Origin of the sequence: Cellulomonas sp. KH9 (assembly GCF_900114185.1) — a bacterium.
Lineage (GTDB): Bacteria > Actinomycetota > Actinomycetes > Actinomycetales > Cellulomonadaceae > Cellulomonas.
Window position 1 is genome coordinate 390,127 of sequence record NZ_FOSE01000005.1, and the last position, 16,659, is coordinate 406,785.

Annotated in this window: 12 protein-coding genes; 3 read left to right on the forward strand and 9 right to left on the reverse strand. The window is 75.7% G+C overall.

Translation table 11 applies throughout. The features are described 5' to 3' along the window. Positions 1-320: 320 nt before the first annotated feature. A complete protein-coding gene (locus BMZ16_RS17550) occupies positions 321-905 on the forward strand; it encodes a YdcF family protein (protein WP_177199765.1) in 585 nt (194 codons plus the stop codon). Positions 906-950: 45 nt separating this feature from the next. Here the strand turns inward: BMZ16_RS17550 and trxA are convergent, their stop codons facing one another. The 6 genes from trxA to BMZ16_RS17580 all read right to left on the reverse strand — a co-directional run bounded on the left by trxA (position 951) and on the right by BMZ16_RS17580 (position 8,753). After that, positions 951-1,298: a thioredoxin gene (gene trxA, locus BMZ16_RS17555; RefSeq protein ID WP_089802841.1), complete on the reverse strand. Its 348-nt coding sequence runs from the start codon at positions 1,296-1,298 to the stop codon at positions 951-953. Then, on the reverse strand, positions 1,295-2,338 hold the full coding sequence (trxB, locus tag BMZ16_RS17560) for a thioredoxin-disulfide reductase (RefSeq protein WP_089802843.1): 1,044 nt from the start codon (positions 2,336-2,338) through the stop codon (positions 1,295-1,297). Before trxB ends, trxA begins: the two co-directional genes overlap by 4 nt. A 134-nt stretch (positions 2,339-2,472) precedes the next feature. After that, the gene (locus BMZ16_RS17565) at positions 2,473-4,284 is read right to left on the reverse strand and encodes a protein kinase family protein (protein WP_143082885.1); all 1,812 of its coding nucleotides are present in this window, start codon (positions 4,282-4,284) and stop codon (positions 2,473-2,475) included. A 70-nt stretch (positions 4,285-4,354) separates the two neighbouring features. After that, positions 4,355-6,073: a murein biosynthesis integral membrane protein MurJ gene (murJ, locus tag BMZ16_RS17570; protein ID WP_089802847.1), complete on the reverse strand. Its 1,719-nt coding sequence runs from the start codon at positions 6,071-6,073 to the stop codon at positions 4,355-4,357. After that, the gene (locus BMZ16_RS17575) at positions 6,070-8,205 is read right to left on the reverse strand and encodes a DUF6049 family protein (protein ID WP_089802849.1); all 2,136 of its coding nucleotides are present in this window, start codon (positions 8,203-8,205) and stop codon (positions 6,070-6,072) included. Before BMZ16_RS17575 ends, murJ begins: the two co-directional genes overlap by 4 nt. Then, positions 8,202-8,753, reverse strand: a complete 552-nt coding sequence (locus BMZ16_RS17580) for an NUDIX hydrolase (protein WP_218143391.1) — start codon at positions 8,751-8,753, stop codon at positions 8,202-8,204. The genes BMZ16_RS17575 and BMZ16_RS17580 overlap by 4 nt, the downstream gene beginning before the upstream one ends. A 92-nt stretch (positions 8,754-8,845) precedes the next feature. Here BMZ16_RS17580 and BMZ16_RS17585 point away from each other — a divergent pair, with 92 nt between their 5' ends. Continuing rightward, complete coding sequence (locus BMZ16_RS17585) at positions 8,846-10,339, forward strand: CCA tRNA nucleotidyltransferase (RefSeq protein WP_089802852.1); 1,494 nt, start codon at positions 8,846-8,848, stop codon at positions 10,337-10,339. A gap of 83 nt (positions 10,340-10,422) precedes the next feature. Next, positions 10,423-12,222, forward strand: coding sequence for an RNA polymerase sigma factor (locus BMZ16_RS19590; RefSeq protein WP_255366776.1), 1,800 nt, complete (start codon positions 10,423-10,425; stop codon positions 12,220-12,222). A 9-nt stretch (positions 12,223-12,231) separates the two neighbouring features. Here the strand turns inward: BMZ16_RS19590 and BMZ16_RS17595 are convergent, their stop codons facing one another. From BMZ16_RS17595 to BMZ16_RS17605, 3 genes are all read right to left on the reverse strand, one after another. Continuing rightward, positions 12,232-13,995, reverse strand: coding sequence for a SpoIIE family protein phosphatase (locus BMZ16_RS17595; protein ID WP_255366777.1), 1,764 nt, complete (start codon positions 13,993-13,995; stop codon positions 12,232-12,234). Then, on the reverse strand, positions 13,992-15,302 hold the full coding sequence (locus BMZ16_RS17600) for an MFS transporter (protein WP_089802854.1): 1,311 nt from the start codon (positions 15,300-15,302) through the stop codon (positions 13,992-13,994). The genes BMZ16_RS17595 and BMZ16_RS17600 overlap by 4 nt, the downstream gene beginning before the upstream one ends. 75 nt (positions 15,303-15,377) lie before the next feature. Beyond that, positions 15,378-16,436 (reverse strand): type IV toxin-antitoxin system AbiEi family antitoxin domain-containing protein, encoded by a 1,059-nt coding sequence (locus BMZ16_RS17605; RefSeq protein ID WP_255366778.1) that lies wholly within the window; start codon positions 16,434-16,436, stop codon positions 15,378-15,380. Positions 16,437-16,659 lie beyond the last annotated feature (223 nt).

Consider the following 16,659-nt stretch of genomic DNA (forward strand, 5'->3'; position numbering starts at 1 on the left):
GCGAACGGGATGTGAGCGTTCACATCGGCCGTGAGAGTTCTCCAGGAAGCCCTGAGAGCGCCCCACGGCACGCGTGGGGCGCTCGTGCCGCCCCGGATCTGCCCCTCGAAGGCGCTGGGAGAACGCCGAACGCGCCCCCGCAGCCCGGCATGGGCGCCCGGGGGGCGACGTCGGGGCCCGATGACAGTGCCCACGACCGCACAGCTGCCGCCTGCACCGGCCCGCCGGCCCAGGCGGTGCGCCGTTCTCCAGGCAGGTCCAGCCGAGGCGCCACCCCCGCAGCCTGGCCGACGAGAGGCCACCGGTCGTAGGTGGGGCCGGTGCGTCCCGTGGTCACCGTCGTCGCGGGTCTCGTCACGTCGGTCGTCCGGGCGGAGCTCGTGCACTGGCGTGCGAGCCGTCGCCGGCTGGGTCACGGCCGCGCCGGTGACGGCACCGACGCGGTGGTGGTGCTCGGGTACCGCAACCGGGGTCACCGCGTGAACGTCGTCAACTACCGCGTCCGTGGCGGGTTGCGGGCGCTCGACCCGGCCGCGGCGCGCAGCGTCCTCGTCCTGTGCGGTGGTCCGGTTGCGGGCGACCTCCCCGAGGCCGACCTGCTGGAGCGCCACACCCGGCGCCTGGGCTACTCGGGGGTGGTGCGGCTCGACCGGACGAGCCGCACCACGTGGGAGAACATCGAGAACGCGATCCCGCTGATCGAGGACGCCCGTTCGATCGCGATCGTCTCGAGCTCGTTGCACGCCGAGAAGGCGCGCACCTACCTCTGGCGTCAGCGGCCCGACCTGGCGGCCCGACTACGGCGTGGCGCCGACCACCGGTCCGGGGAGATGACGTGGGCCAAGCCGGCGGCTGCCGTCCTGGGTCTGTGGAACCTGCGCGGGCTCGCCACACCGGGCAGGTGACCCACGCGGCAACGGACCGGCGCCCGCCCTGCACAGCGCCCGAGGTCAGGACCCGCTCTGCGTCTCCCGTGCGGCGAGCAGCTCCTCGACCGCCTCCTTGATGACGGCCTTGGGTCGCGCACCGATCAGGCCGTTCTCCAGCTCGCCCCCGGTGAAGAACGCGAGGTAGGGGATCGACTGGACGCGCATGTCCTCACGCAGCCCCGGGTTCTCCTCGGTGTCGACCTTGACGAACTTCACACGGCCCGCGTACTCCTCGGACAGCTCCTCGATGACCGGGGAGACCAGCCGGCACGGTCCGCACCACTCGGCCCAGAAGTCGACGACCACGGGCAGGTCGCTGCGGAGCACCTCGTGCTCGAAGGTGAGGTCGGTGACGTCGACGGTGCTCATCGCGCCATCTCCTCGTCCGCCGTCGCCTCGTCCGTCACGACGAGCGCGGCGCCCGGGGAGACGGGGTCGATGACGTCCGCGACGTCGGTGAGCGACGCGAGGTAGTGCTGGGCGTCGAGCGCGGCCGAGCAGCCCGACCCCGCGGCGGTGATGGCCTGCCGGTACGTGTGGTCGACGACGTCGCCGCAGGCGAAGACGCCCTCGAGGTTGGTGCGCGTCGAGCGTCCCTCGACCTGCACGTAGCCGTTCTCGTCGAGGTCGACCTGCCCGATCAGCAGCTCCGTGCGCGGGACGTGGCCGATGGCGACGAAGATGCCGCCCGCGGCGACCTCACGGGTCTCGCCCGTGACGGTGTCCTGCAGGGTCACACCGGTGACCTTGTCCTCGCCGTGGATGGCCACGACCTGGGAGTTCCACGCGAAGGAGATCTTCGGGTCGGCCGCGGCGCGGTCCGCCATGATCTTCGACGCCCGCAGCTCGTCACGGCGGTGGACCATGGTCACGGTCCGCCCGAACCGCGAGAGGAACGTCGCCTCCTCGACCGCGGAGTCGCCCCCGCCGACGACGAGGATGTCCTGGTCGCGGAAGAAGAAGCCGTCGCACGTGGCGCACCAGGACACGCCCCGGCCGGACAGGCGCTTCTCGTCCGGCAGGCCCAGCTCGCGGTACGCCGATCCGGTCGCCAGGATGACGGCGCGGGCACGGAACACGTCGCCGTTGCCGGTCGTGACGGTCTTGATCTCACCGGTGAGGTCGAGCGACGTCGCGTCGTCCCACAGCACCAGCGCACCGAACTTCTCGGCCTGCTTGCGCATCGAGTCCATGAGCTCGGGGCCCTGGATCCCGTCGGGGAAGCCGGGGAAGTTCTCGACCTCGGTGGTGTTCATCAGCGCACCACCGGCCGTGACCGAGCCCGCGACGACGACCGGGGACAGGCCCGCACGCGCCGCGTAGATCGCTGCGGTGTACCCGGCAGGTCCGGAGCCCACGACGACGAGGTCGCGCACGTCGGTGGAGGTGGGCGATGCGGGTTCGGTCACAGGGTGCCTCGCTGGGTCGCTCGACGTCGCCGTGGTGGCGACGGGGCCGTGGTGCGGCCCGGGATCTGGCTCGTCCAACCGATGGTAGGGCGCTTCTGTTCCCGTCCGCGGTCGGCGACCGCGCGTCGGGCAGGTCAGGAGACGGTGATCTCCGTGACCTCGAGGCGGAACTGCCCCGCCGCGTTGGTCGGCAGCTCGGTGAAGTACAGGACGATCGTGGACGCCTGCACCGGCTCGGCGAAGGTGAGCACGGTGTCCTGGCTCAGCGTCCCCGAGGCCAGGAGCTCGCCCTCGGTCGGCGCCTCGGCCGTGGTCGCCCGCACCTCGACGTTGCCGCCGGTGCCGTTGACGTTCAGGGTCACGCCGCTGACGGTGCTCTGCTCGGCGAGCGCGAGCTCCAGGCCCATGCCCTCCTTGAGACCACCGAAGTCGGGGCGGTTGTACGTGTAGGAGAACCAGAAGGTCGACGGGTCGCCGTCGACGGCCAGCTCGACGTTCTCGACGCGCTCACCTGCGGGGTCGGTCGGGTCGAAGGTGCGGATCGACGCGACCACGGGGGCCGGACCGGCGTCCGGGTCCTCGGCTGCGGGCTCCTCGGGGGCAGGGGCCGCCGGCTCCTCGGTCGCCGGGTCCTCCTGGGCCGCGGTCTCCTGGCCCGTGCCGGGCTCGCGGTCGTCGACCGGCGACGCGAACAGGGCGCGCGCGGCGAACACCAGGCCGACGAGCACGACGATGCCGACGATGACGAGGACCAGCGCCGTCGGGTCGAAGCGGCGACCCGTCTCCGGCTCGTCCTCGACGAACGCGAACGGGTCGTCCGTGAAGGTCGGCCCGTCGTCCCAGGGCTCCGCTTGCGGAGCGGGAGCCACGGGCGGCAGGGACGCGGGAACCGCCGGGGGGTACATGGCGGGCGCCGGGCTCGACGCAGCGGCCGTCGTCGCGGCCGCCGGCGCGACGGTCGCGGGCAGCACGCCCTGGCGGCGCGGCACCGCGGGCGGCGGTGTGCCGGGGCGCTGTGCGCCCGCCGGGAGCTCGTCGAACGCGGACCGGACCGACTGCCGCGCGACGCGCACGGGCGCGGCAGGGCGGTCGGTGGCAGCTGCGGCGGCGGCGGCACCGGCGGCCACCGCGCCCCCGGCACCGGTGGGCTCGTCCGGCTCCTCGGCGGCACGGCCGACGCGGATCTCACCCCACGGCTCGAGCTCGTGGACCAGCTCACCGGGCGTGTGCGGCCCGTCCTCGTGCGGGCCGAGCGTGACCGCGCACAGCGTGTCGAGGTCGTTGGGGACGCCGGCCACGATCTCCGCCGGCGGCACGGGCACCCCGTCGAGCACGGGTGCGGGCTGCACCGACACGCTCCGGTCGTCGTCGCGCTCGAGGGGCCACCGCCCGGTCAGGCCCGTGTAGAGCAGCCGGACGAGGTCGACGGTGTCGGTGCGGCTGGTCGCGCGCGGGTCGTTCAGGGCGGTGCCCAGCAGGGCGGCGTCGATCGCGAGGCCGGACACCAGCACGCGGCCGTCCGCGGAGACGTGCACGACCGACGGGCGCAGGGCCAGGTGGTGGACGCCGCGGCGGCGTGCGACCTCCAACGCGGCAGCGGCCTCGCCGACCACGGCGCGCGCCTGGTCGGGCGTCAGGGGGCCGCGCTCGACGAGCTGGGCCAGCGAGGCCCCGGTGATCTGCTCGGACACGACGTACCCGACGCCCTCGTGCATGCCGACGTCGAGCACCCGCACGAGCCGTGCGTCGGTGACGAGCGCGGCGCGACGGGCGGCGTCGAGCGCGGGGGCGACGGCACCCGACTGCAGGATCCGCACGCGCACGGGACGGTCGAGGATCTGGTCGGTGGCGTGCCACACGGAGACGCCGTCGAGGTCCGACGGGAGGGCCTCGATCACGCGGTAGCGCCCCGCGAGCACCGTGCCCCTGCCGACCTCTTCCGTCACCGTGCCACCTCCGGACAACGCCGCGACCGACCGACCCGCGGTTGCAGGCCCAGGGTGCATGCTAGACGGCTCACGGTCGGCGCCGCCCCCGCAGGCGCCGCAGCAGGGGCCCGACGAGCTGGTCGAGCTCGCGCACACGCAGCAGCCGCAGCCCGCCCAGGTACACCAGCACCATCACCGTCCCCACCACCGCGCACTGCAGCAGCGCGCCGGGTACCCCGTCGGGTCCGACGGTCTGGACGGCCAGCAGCACGGCGACGCCCACGGCGGCGGCGGCGAGCGCCGCGAGCGTGGCACGGGCGTGCGTGCGCAGCACGCGGGCACCGTCGACGTCGCCGTCGAGCCGCCGGCGGACCGCGCGCAGCGCCATCAGGGTGCCCAGCAGGTACGACACGCTCATCGACAGACCCGCGGCGGCGACCCACGACGTGCTGGGCAGCAGCGCCCGGCCCAGCAGGGTGCCGGCCACGACGACCGCGGCCATCGCCGTCTGGACGGGGACCATGCTCCTCGCGTCCTCGTACGCGTAGTACACCCGCTGGCACATGGACCAGGCACCGAATGCCGGCAGGCCGAGGGCCATGGCGACGAGCACCCCGGCCACGGCGTCGACGCTCCCCTGGGGCTGGCTCGCCAGGACGAGCCGCACGCCCGGCTCGGCGAGCACCACGAGCCCGGCGGCGGCCAGGAGCGTGAACAGGCCGACGACGCGCAGCCCGGACGACAGGCTGGCGCGCACCCCGGCGACGTCACGGTCGTGCGCCTGCGCGGACAGCCGGGTGAAGAGGGCTGTCGCGAGGGACACCGTGACCAGGGAGTGCGGCAGCATGAACAGCGTGAACGCGGTGTCGTAGGCGGCGTTGCCGGCCACCTCGGTGGTTGCCGACCCGGCGGCCCCCGGCGCGGCGGACGCCACCCGCGACACGACCACGTACCCGAGCTGGCCGACGGTCAGGCCCACGAACGTCCAGGTGGCGACGGTGCCGGCGCGTCCGAGCCCGGAGCCGCGCAGCCCCCAGCGCCAGCGGTACCGCACGCCGGCCCGGCGCAGGAACGGGATGAGGACGAGGGCCTGGCAGACCACGCCGAGGGTGGCCGAGCCGCCGAGCAGCGCGACCTGCCCCACGCTCCAGCCGTCGGCGGAGCTCACGTCACCGAACAGGAGCATGAACAGCCCGAACCCGGCGATCGACACGACGTTGTTGACGGCGGGTGCCCACATGTACGGCCCGAACGAGCCCCGGGCGTTGAGCACCTGCCCGAGCAGCGCGTACGCCCCGTAGAAGAACATCTGCGGCACGCACCAGTACGCGAAGGTCGTCGCCAGTGCCTGCTGCGCGGCGTTGCCCGACTCGGCGTAGAGCGACACCAGCAGGGGGGCGGCGAGGGTGAGGGCCACGGTGACGCCCGCGAGCAGCGCGAACCCGAAGCTCAGCAGCCGGTCGACGTACTCCTGGCCGTCGTGGCGCTTGTACGCCCGGACGACCTGCGGGACCAGCACGGCGTTGAGGACACCGCCCGCGAGCAGCATGTAGAGGACGTTGGGCAGCTTGTTGGCGACCGCGAAGGCGTCGGCCGCCTCACCCGTCGCGCCGATGGCCGCGATGAGCACCGCGACGCGCAGGAACCCGAGCAGCCGCGAGACGGCCGTCCCGCTCGCCATGAGCGCGGCGCCACGCCGGATGCCGCTGCCGGCGCCGGCGCCGCCGCCGGGTGTGCTGCCGTCCTCGCTGCCCGGCCCGCCGGGGACGTCCTGCGGGTCGCCGGGGGGCGGGGTGGTGCCGCTCATGCCTCGTCCTCCGGTGTGCCGCCCAGCACGGGCAGCGGGCGGGTGCCCTCGTCGTCGTGGACCAGGCGCGCGCCGCGCCGTGCGCTCTGCCCGCGGCGCACGGTCCGCCCGACGCCCAGCACGAGCCCGACGGCCAGCAGCACCCCGACGACGGCCGTCCCGACGGACTCGACGGTCGGCGACGCGCGCACGACGAACGTCACGGGCGTCGACAGCGGGCTGCCGTCGGCCGCGGTGAGCACGGCCTCGACGACCACCTCGCAGTTGGCGATCGCGTGGACGGCGACGGGGACGACCTCCTCGCCGCCGGCCGGCACCAGGACGTCGTCGCTGGGCTCGGTGCTCAGGCACGCCTTGCGCGGTGTGGCCTGCACGCGCACGGTCGCCGCCGTCGGCAGGTCGTTACGGACCGAGAACCGGACCTCGCTGTCGGCGCTGATGAGGTTCTGCGTGCTGGCCGGGGCGAGCACGAGTCCGAGCCGGCGGTCGTCGACGGCGGTGACCACGGTGTCGACGATCTCCTGACGCACGGTCGGCTCGGCGCGCCAGGCCACGGCGAGCGGCGCGAGCACCGCCGCGTCGACGCCGGCGAGCAGGGTCGTCGGGTCCTCGGTGACCTGCGCGAACGTGACGGCGGCCCGCCGCGCGTCGGCCAGGCTGCGCACCGCGGCGGGGTCGAGCGCGGCCGGCACCTCGACGAGCTGGGGCAGCGCGTCGCGCCCGTCGTCCCCGCCGCTGGCGCCGAGCAGCGCCGTCATCGGTGCGGTGCGGGACCACGGCGCGCCCTGGACGGCGTCGAGGACCGTGCCGACCAGCGCGGGGTCGGGCTCCGCGTCGCGCGGCAGCGCCACCAGCACGTGCTGCAGGCCCTCCGCGGAGCCGCGGGCGAGGACCGAGAGCTCGGCCAGCACGCGCTGGACGACGGTGGTGCGGGTCGCGTCCGGGTCCAGCGCCGTCGGGTCGCTCAGCAGGCTCGTGAGGGTCGCGTCGGGTGCGAGACCCACGAGCGTGCCGTTCGGGGTGGTGATGCTGGTGCGGGCACCGCCCGCGTCGTCCTCCGCCGCCTGGTCGTCGGGGGCGAGGACGAGCGCGGCCGCCCCGCCGCGCGCGGCCAGGTCGGCGGTCGCCTGGTCGGTCGCCGGACCCGGCGCCCACAGGACGTCCGTCCGCGCGGCGAGGGGCTGACCGGAGGCCACGAGGTCACCGGTGGCCGCGTCCGAGGCCGAGGTCGCGGCGTCGAGCAGGTCGGTCGCGTCCGCGTGCGCGAGGGCGGTCAGGTCGGGGTCGGACCACGGCAGCGCGATCAGGTCGCGGCCCACCGCCGCCGCGCCGAGCTCGTCGCTCCACGCGGCGACCGCGCCGGAGCCGGCGGCGGCCTCCGCCGCGAGGGCCGGGTCGACGGCCAGGGCGACGTCCGGGTGGGCGCGTGCGATCTCGAGGACCGACGCGAGCCGCCCCCCGGGCTGGACGAGCTCGGTGAGGGTCGGGCCCGGCGGTGCGACCTCGACACCGGCCGGGACGGCGGCCGGCCCGACGACCGGTGCGAGCACCGACACCCGGGCCTGGGAGACGTCGTCGGTGGTCGCCCACAGGGCGAACGAGCGCTGCAGCCCGAGGCGGGTGCGCGGCCCGTCGGTCGCCTCGACCGCCAGCCCGCGTGCGCCCCACGTGTCCGGGCGGTCGAGCAGCCCGACCGCGTCGGCGGGCACGGTGACGGTCAGGTCCACGGACGCACCGGGGGCCAGCGGCTCCTCCGCGGCGACCGCGGCGGCGGCCTCGCCGGCGCGCCGCCCGTCGACGGGCTCGTCGAGCCACGTCTGCAGGTCGGCCCGCGTGCCGGGGCGCAGGCGCTCGAGACGGACCACCGCCCGCGGGTTCTCGACGACCTCACCCGTGCGGTTGGTCAGGCGGGCGCGCACCACGAGGTCCTGCCCGGGGCGCAGCACGCTGGGGTTGACCTCGGTGATCTGCACACGGACGTCGGACGCGGCCTCGGGGTCGGTGGTCGACGTGGGGGTCGGCGAGCGGTCCGTCGCCAGGGCGGCGGACGGGACGGTCAGGGCGGCCAGGGCGAGGAGCGTGACGAGCGCGGCCAGCAGGCGCGCCCGCAGCCGGGGGGTCGGTGCGCTCATCCGTCGGTGAGGACCGTGAGCGCCATGCCCGCGAGGCGACGCTCGTTGGGGTAGGCCAACCGGTCCGACAGGTCGGCGACGCGGACCCACTCGACGTCCTCCGCCTCGCCGTCCGGGTCGTTCTCCACGGTCAGCTCGCCGTGCAGCGCGCTGAGCAGGAAGTGGTGCACGACCTTGTGCACGCGGTGCTCCTCGCCGGAGAACCAGTAGTCGATGACGCCGAGGCGGCGCAGCACGCGCCCGGTGATGCCGGTCTCCTCCGCGATCTCGCGGACCGCGGCCTCCTCGGGCGTCTCGTCACCCTCGAGGTGGCCCTTGGGCAGGCACCACTCCAGCCGCCCGGCACGGTTGCGCCGCGCGATCACGGCGGCCGCCAGGTGCCCCTGCTGGCGCGTGACGACGAGCCCGCCGGCGGACGTCTCGTCGACCACCGGCAGCGCGACGGCGTGCGTCCGCGGGTGGACGCGTGCCGGGTCGATCCGCAGGGGATGGCCACCGGGCGGGGCCGGCACACGCCCGGGACCGGGCGGATGGGCGGCGGTGGACATGCCGACACTGTAACGACTCCTCCTCACCCGTTCTGTTCGTGCCGCCGCCTGCCCGTTCCCGGGCCCGTCGTGACCTCTGGCAGGCTTGTCGGGTGTCCGACGCCCCCGAGAACGAGCCCGACGCCGCGGCCGTGCAGCAGCTGCGCCGCCGTGCCCTGGAGTCCCTCGCCGCGATGGCGCCCGACGCGATCGACCTCGGGCGCCGATTCCGCGACGCGGGGTACGAGCTCGCGCTGGTCGGCGGGCCGGTGCGCGACGCGTTCCTGGGGCGCCCCAGCAACGACCTGGACCTGACGACCTCCGCGACGCCCGACCAGGCCGAGCCGCTGCTCGCCGCGTGGGGTGACGCGCACTGGGACATCGGCCGCGAGTTCGGGACCGTCGGTGCCCGCCGGTTCGCGGGACGCCGCGGGGCGACCGAGGACGTCGTCGTCGAGGTCACCACGTACCGCACCGACGCGTACGACCCGACGTCCCGCAAGCCGCTCGTGCAGTTCGGCGACACGCTCGAGGGCGACCTGTCGCGGCGCGACTTCACGGTCAACGCGATGGCCGTCCGGGTGCCGGACCTGACGTTCGTGGACCCGTTCGACGGTCTCACCGACCTGGCGCGCGGGGTCCTGCGCACCCCCATCGACCCGCGCCGGTCGTTCGACGACGACCCGCTGCGCATGATGCGTGCCGCCCGGTTCGTCGCCCAGCTGGGGTTCCGGCTCGACGACGAGGCCCGCGCGGCGATCGTCGACATGGCCGGTCGCATCGAGATCGTCTCCGCCGAGCGGGTCCGCGACGAGCTGACGAAGCTGCTGCTGTCCCCGCACCCGCGCGCCGGGCTGGAGGTGCTGGTCGACACGGGTCTGGCCGACCACGTGCTGCCCGAGCTGCCGGCGCTGCGGCTCGAGATCGACGAGCACCACCGTCACAAGGACGTCTACCAGCACACGCTCATGGTGCTGGAGAAGGCGATCGCGCTGGAGACGGGCCCCGACGGCCCGGTGCCGGGCCCGGACCTGGTGCTGCGCCTGGCCGCGCTGCTGCACGACATCGGCAAGCCCCGCACCCGCCGGTTCGAGCCGGGCGGTGGTGTGAGCTTCCACCACCACGAGGTCGTGGGCGCCAAGCTCGCGTCCAAGCGGCTCAAGGCGCTGCGGTTCGACAAGCACACCGTGCACGACGTCGCGCGGCTCACCGAGCTGCACCTGCGGTTCCACGGCTACGGCGAGGGGGAGTGGACCGACTCGGCCGTCCGGCGGTACGTCACCGACGCCGGACCGCTGCTCGAGCGCCTGCACCGCCTGACCCGCTCCGACTCCACGACGCGCAACCAGCGCAAGGCCGCCCGCCTCAAGGCCGCGTACGACGACCTGGAGCGGCGCATCGCCACGCTGCGCGAGGCGGAGGAGCTCGCCTCGATCCGCCCCGACCTCGACGGCACGCAGATCATGGAGATCCTCGGCATCCGGCCCGGGCGGGAGGTCGGGGAGGCGTACCGCCACCTGCTGGAGCTGCGCATGGAGCACGGGCCGCTGGGTGAGGAGCGGGCGCGCGAGGAGCTGCTGGGCTGGTGGGCGGCGCGGACGTCCTGAGGGGATCCGCGGTCGCACCCCAACGGAACGGGCGCCCCGACCGTCCTTGAGGGTGTGACGACCACCGACGGGACGACCCTCCCGTGACGCGCCCCGACGACGTGCCGGCCGAGCTGGTCCGCGACCGGTACCCGGCGCTGCTGGCGCGGGCGCGGATGCTCGTGCGCGACCCGGTCGCCGCGCAGGACCTGCTGCGCGACGCGCTGGTCGCGACCTCGACCGGCCGGCACGGGACGACGTCGGTGCCGGCCGCCGAGCAGGCCGTGCGGCGCGCGCTGGTGACACGGCTCCTGGACGGGCGTCGTGGGGCGGAGGGCGCCGCGGGGGAGCGGCTCACGGCGCCGCACGCCCCGGACGGCGCGGACCGGTCCCCGACCCGGGCCGGCACCACCGACCCGGCCGACGAGGTCGAGGCGGCGCTCGCGACGCTGGCGCCCCGCGAGCGTGCGTGCCTCGTGCTGCGGTGCCTGGACGACCTGTCGGTCAGCGAGGCCGCGGAGGTCCTGGGCCTGTCCGAGGGGCTTGTCCGGCGGTCCACGTCGGAGGGGGTCCGCGCCCTGGGTGCGCTGCTGGACGTGCACGCGCCCGACCCGGACCGTGAGCGCACGGACGGCACGGTCCACCCGGCGGGAGCCACGCGGACCGTCGTGACCGAGGGAGCCGGGGACCTCACGGACGTGCTCCGTGCGGCCGAGGCGCGGCGTGCGGCGTCCCTGGAGGGGGAGCCGAGCGTCGTGGCCGCCGCCGCGCGGGCCCGGGCCGCGGTGCGCAGCGCCCGCGTCCGACGCCGGGTGCTGGTCACCGCCGGCGCGGCTGCTGCCGTCGCGGTCGTCGTGGCCGGTGCGGTGCTCTGGTCCCAGCGCGGCACGGCCCCGTCCGCCGCACCCGAGCCGGGCGGGGCGCAGGTGCCGGGACTGTCACCGCTGCGGCCGGCCGAGGAGTCCGACCTGCGCGGTGCCCCCGACGGCAGCGCGCTGGCCCTGTGGCTGCAGCCCACGACCGACGCCACGCCCGCGGCCGACGCCACGCCCGCGGCCGGGACCGCGTCGACCGTCGCCCGCCTCCTGCTGGTGCGTCCGGACGGCGAGGTGCTGGACGCCGGCCCCGCGCCCGAGGGGATGCAGATGCTGACCGCGTGGGACCGCGCCGCCGGCACGGTCGAGTTCTGGCCCGAGGGGTTCGTCGGCGACGCGACGGTCCTCGACCTGGTGAGCGGCCAGGTGGTGGGGACCACGCCGGACGGCGTCGTCTGGGAGGGGGACGCGTCGCCCGACGGCACCGCGCGTGCCTGGTCGGGGGACGCGGACCTGCACGTGGAGCGGGACGGGGTGGAGGTCCGGTACGACCTCCCGGCCGTGGCGTGCTGGATGGTCGGGTGGTCCGACGACACCCACGTGCTGGTGGACTGCCCGCGGCTCGACGAGGTGACCCTGCGCCCGGCGGGTCTCGGCGCGACGATCCTCCTCATGGACACCACCACGGGGGCGATCACCGACCACCGCTCGGTGGGGGTCGGCGAGCCGAGCCCGGCGTACCCGGCGCTCCGGCTCGCCGACGGACGGGTCGTCGCGTGGATGGCGGTGCGACCCGGGCCCACCGGCGAGCCGCCGCGCACGTGCCCGCAGCGACTGGTGACCCTGACGGGCCTCGACACGGCGCCGTTCGCCGAGGTCCCGTCGGACCTGCTGGCGGTGCTGCCCGGCGTGGCGCCCGTGCCTGCCGGTCTGCTGGTGTCGGGCACGACCGACTGCGAGGGCACCCCCGGGTCGGCCGCGCTGTGGGCGGTCGACGGCCGGACCGGCGAGGTCACGGACCTGCTGCCGTCGGTCGAGACGTTCGACCCGACGCAGGCGGGGCTGCAGTCGTGGGTGGTGGGCGACTGACGCGACGCGTCAGTCGACCCGCACCACCAGCAGGCAGACGTCGTCCTCCTGGTGCTCGTCGACCAGGGCGCCCGTCAGGGCGTCGCACACCTGGCTCGCGGTCGCGTCGCCGGGCACCGCGGCCAGCGCCGCGGACAGCGTCTCGATCCCCTCGCGCAGCCCGCGGTCGCGGCGCTCGACCAGCCCGTCGGAGTACAGCACCACGAACGCCCCGTGCGGCACGTCGGTCGCGGCCTCCGGCGCCGTCCCGGGGCGGACCGGCGGCAGGCCGATCGGTGTGCTGCGGGCGCCGTCGAGACCCTGGACCTGCCCGCCGGGCAGCCGCACGAGGACCGGCGGGTGGCCCGCGCTCGCCCACGTGAGGCGGGCGCCCGTGGGCGTGCGCTCCCAGCGCACGAGCACGCACGTCGCGATGTCGGCGACGTCGAGCGCGCGCACCAGGCCGTCGAGCCGCTCCAGGGCCTCGCCGGGGCGGTCGCCGCGCCACACCGACGCCCGCAGCAGCGAGCGCAGCTGCCCCATCGACGCGGCGGCGCGCAGGTCGTGACCCACCACGTCACCGACCGCCAGGCTCACCGCACCGTCGGGCAGCACGAAGGCGTCGAACCAGTCGCCGCCGACCTCGGCGCGGCGCCCCGACGGCAGGTACGAGGCCGCGACGTCGAGCCCGCCGACGTCCCCCAGCACGGGCAGCAGGCTGTGCTGCAGCGTCAGCGCGGCGTCGCGCTCGGCCAGGTACAGGCGCACGTTCTCCAGCAGGACCCCCGCACGGCGGCCCAGGTGGGCGGCGGTGACGACCGTCTCCCGGTCGAACCCGTCGGTGTCGCGGTGCACCAGGCACAGCACACCCAGCACCCGGTCGCGCCCCGTCAGGGGCACGAGCAGCGCGCTGCCCAGGCCGAGCGTGCGCAGCAGCCGCAGCTCGTCCGGTGTCGTGCGCGACGGCAGGCTCGCGACGTCCACCGGCATGGGCATCGGCACGTGGTCGTCACCGGCGCCCAGCGTCTGCGCGACGCGCGGCGACCGGGTCAACCACGTGGTGCCCTGCGTGCCCAGGGCGTGCGCGACGGCGGCGTGCTCCGGGTCCGCCGTGACGACGTGCACCCGCTCCATGTGCCCGGTCTCGCTCGCCATCGCGACGAACCCCCACGTCGCCAGGCGCGGCACCACGAGGTCGGCCAGGGCGTCGACGGCGTCGTCGACCTCCAGGTGCCGGGACAGCTCCTCGCCCATGCGGGCGAGCAGCTCGAGCCGGTCGGCCGTGCGGTGCATGAGCGAGAGCTCGAGCGTGCGCGCCGCCTCGCCGACGGCCTCGGCCGTCACGTCGACCTGCACCCCCACCCGGTGCGTGACCCGACCGTCGGCGTCGCGCAGCTGCGTGATCGACAGCTGGTTCCAGAACTGCGAGCCGTCCTTGCGGACGTTGAGCAGCAGCTCCTGCGCGTCGTCCCCGCGCGCGAGGGCGGCACGCAGCCGCGCCACCGCCTCGGGATCGGTGTCCTCGCACTGCAGGAACCGGCAGTTGCGGCCCCGGACCTCGTCGAGCGGGTACCCCGTGAGCGCGGTGAACGCCGTGTTCGCCCACACGACGGGGTCGCCCGGCAGGCGGGGGTCGGAGACCGTCATGGCCAGGGGCCCGTGCTCGAGGACGGCCCGGGCCAACGGCCCGGTGAGCACGTCCTCGGGCAGCACGAGGCGCGTGTGCGGCGCGGGCGGGTCGTCGGGCAGGGACGCGGCCGGCGGGGTGTCGCCCACGGTCCCTGCACCGGTCACGTGGTCACCCCGGCGGGCGGTGCGGCGACCGGCACGGGGGTGCGCGTGCTGCGGGCGAAGACGACGGCGCCGGCCAGGTAGACCGCGGCCAGCCCGGCGAACAGGGCGGGGGACCACCCGGTGTCGGGCAGCGCGACGGCCGCGAGGGCGGCGGCCCCGACGAACGCGGCGTTGTACAGGACGTCGTACAGGGAGAACGCGCGGCCACGGTAGGCGTCGGCGGTGTCGTGCTGCACGATCGTGTCGACCGCGATCTTCGCGCCCTGCGCGGCCAGGCCCAGCGCGGCGCCGGCGCCCAGCACGGCGGGCAGGGTCACGGTGAACGCCAGCAGCAGCTGGCTCACCACGGCCAGCAGCAGGCACAGCACGATCCAGACGTGCGGCCCGACGCGGGGGCTCAGCACCGGGGTCAGGACCACGGCCAGCGCGAACCCGGCGGCGCTGGCGGCCAGCACGGTGCCGAACGTGGCCAGGCCGGCGGCGACGTCCGCGGGGTCGGACAGCAGGTTGCGGGAGATGAGGATGCTGGCGATGAAGACGGCGCCGTAGCAGAACCGGTGCAGCGCCATGATCCCCAGCGCGTACGCGGGCGTCCGACGCGCGACGAGGTACCGGGCACCGGCGACCAGGCCGTGCGCCAGGTCCCCCAGGGCGCGGCGGACGTCCGTGCTCGCCGTGCGCTCGTCGGGGCCGAGCTGGTCGGGCCCGAGCCGCGTGGCGAGCGCGGAGGCGCAGGCCATGACGGCCGCCGCGACCAGCAGCGAGATCGCGTCGCGGACGCGGCCCGTCGGCAGCAGCAGGCCCAGGACGAAGCCCAGGGCACCGCCCACGCCCGCGGCCGCGGCGCCGAGCGTCGGTGTCAGCGAGTTGGCGGTCAGCAGCAGCGGTCCGTCGACGACCTTGGGCAGCGACGCGGACAGCGCCGCGAGCAGGAACCGGTTGACCGACAGCGCGGCCAGCGCCAGCACGTACACGGCCGGGCCGACGCCGCTGGTCAGCATGATGACCGCGATGACGAGCGTCAGGGCGACCCGCACGAGGTTGCCGTAGAGCAGCACCTGCCGGCGCCGCCAGCGGTCGAGCAGCACACCGGCCCACGGGCCGACGATCGTGAACGGCAGCAGCAGCACCGCGAACGCGGCGGCCACGCCCGTCGCCGTCGACGCGTTCTCCGGCGAGAAGAAGAAGAGGGTGGCGAGCCCGATCTGGAACATGCCGTCCGACGCCTGGCTGACCAGGCGCACGGCGAAGAGCCGGCGGAAGCCGGTCAGGGGCCACAGGGCCCGGAGGTCGGAGATCACCTTCACGCGCCAAGGTTACGGCCCGGTCCGCACACCGGATCGCCTGCCGTCCTGCCTCGCCGCGTGCAGGGTTCGTGGTTCTCAGCGCGACGAACTCTGCACACCCACCCGGCATTCGAGGGAGCAGCGGGCGGGGGAGCCCTGCCAGCCGCGGGCGCGCAGGGCTGCGGCGAGCTGAGCGGCGGTCGCGCACGGGGCGCCGGCCACGTGACGCCAGCGGTACCGCAGGGTCACGTCGCCGTGCGTGACGCGCACGGCGTTGTCGCGCCAGACGTCGGCGTCGACGCGGCCGGCGTGGGCCAGCCGTCCGTCGAGCTCGACCCGCACACCCCAGGCGGCGTACCGACGGTCGGAGCGGATCCGTCGGCCGTCGACGTGGCCCGTCACCTGGCCGAGCGAGTGGGGCAGGCCGTGAGCGCGCTCGACGTCCCGGTCGTAGCGGTGCTCCAGCGGCGACTCGACCCGGGCCGTCGGATCGCCGAGCACGTCCAGGACGAGGGTACGGTGGCGCAGGCCCGTACGGCCGGCGGCCGCCGCGACCAGCTGGGGCGTCGACACGTGCAGCCGTGCCGCGTCGCACAGCACCGCGACGACCGCGTCGTCGTCCGCCGCCTCCTGGACGAGGTCGAGCACCGTACCCACGGTGTCCACGCTGCGCAGCGACCCGGACGCGCGCGGCATCGTCCGGCGCCGGTGCACGGTGAGCCCGGGCCGGGGGGCGACGTACCGCTGCGCCGGGACGCTCACCACGAACCCGCTGCCCGGGTCGCGCAGGAGGCCGTGCACGAAGCCCGCGGACCGGTGCGAGAGCGCGGCGCCCGCGCCGGCGGCCAGCAGGGCCGCCCGAGCGAGCTGACGCCACGTGGGCGAGCCGGACTGCAGGACGACCACGCCGCGCACGGCCCGCTGCCAGTGCCCGTCGCGGACCCGTCGGGCCACGACCGACCGCTCGATGCCACCGGCGGCGAGCTGCGCGGTCGTCGCGACACCGTCCTGCCGCACGGCGGCGGCCCGCACAGCGTCGCCCAGCTCCCGCAGCGCCGGGAGCCCGCCGACGTCGACCCGCGCGGCCGACGGCGCACCAGGGCGGGTCAGCAGCAACGACCTCCCGGGGACCGACCCCACCACGGACGCGCTCACACCCCCACGCTCCCGCACCGAGCGGCCCCCTGGTCCCGACACCCCCCACCCTGTGTACGACGAGCGCGGGTGTGCAGGGTCCGTGGTGGTCAGCGCCACGAACCCTGCACACCCGCGCCGGTCGTCGCGGTGGGACGCGCGAGGGCCCGGTGCGTGACGCACCGGGCCCTCGGGGTGGATCAGCTCAGGTTCAGCGCTCGACCTGTGTCGCGCCGAGCCTGCG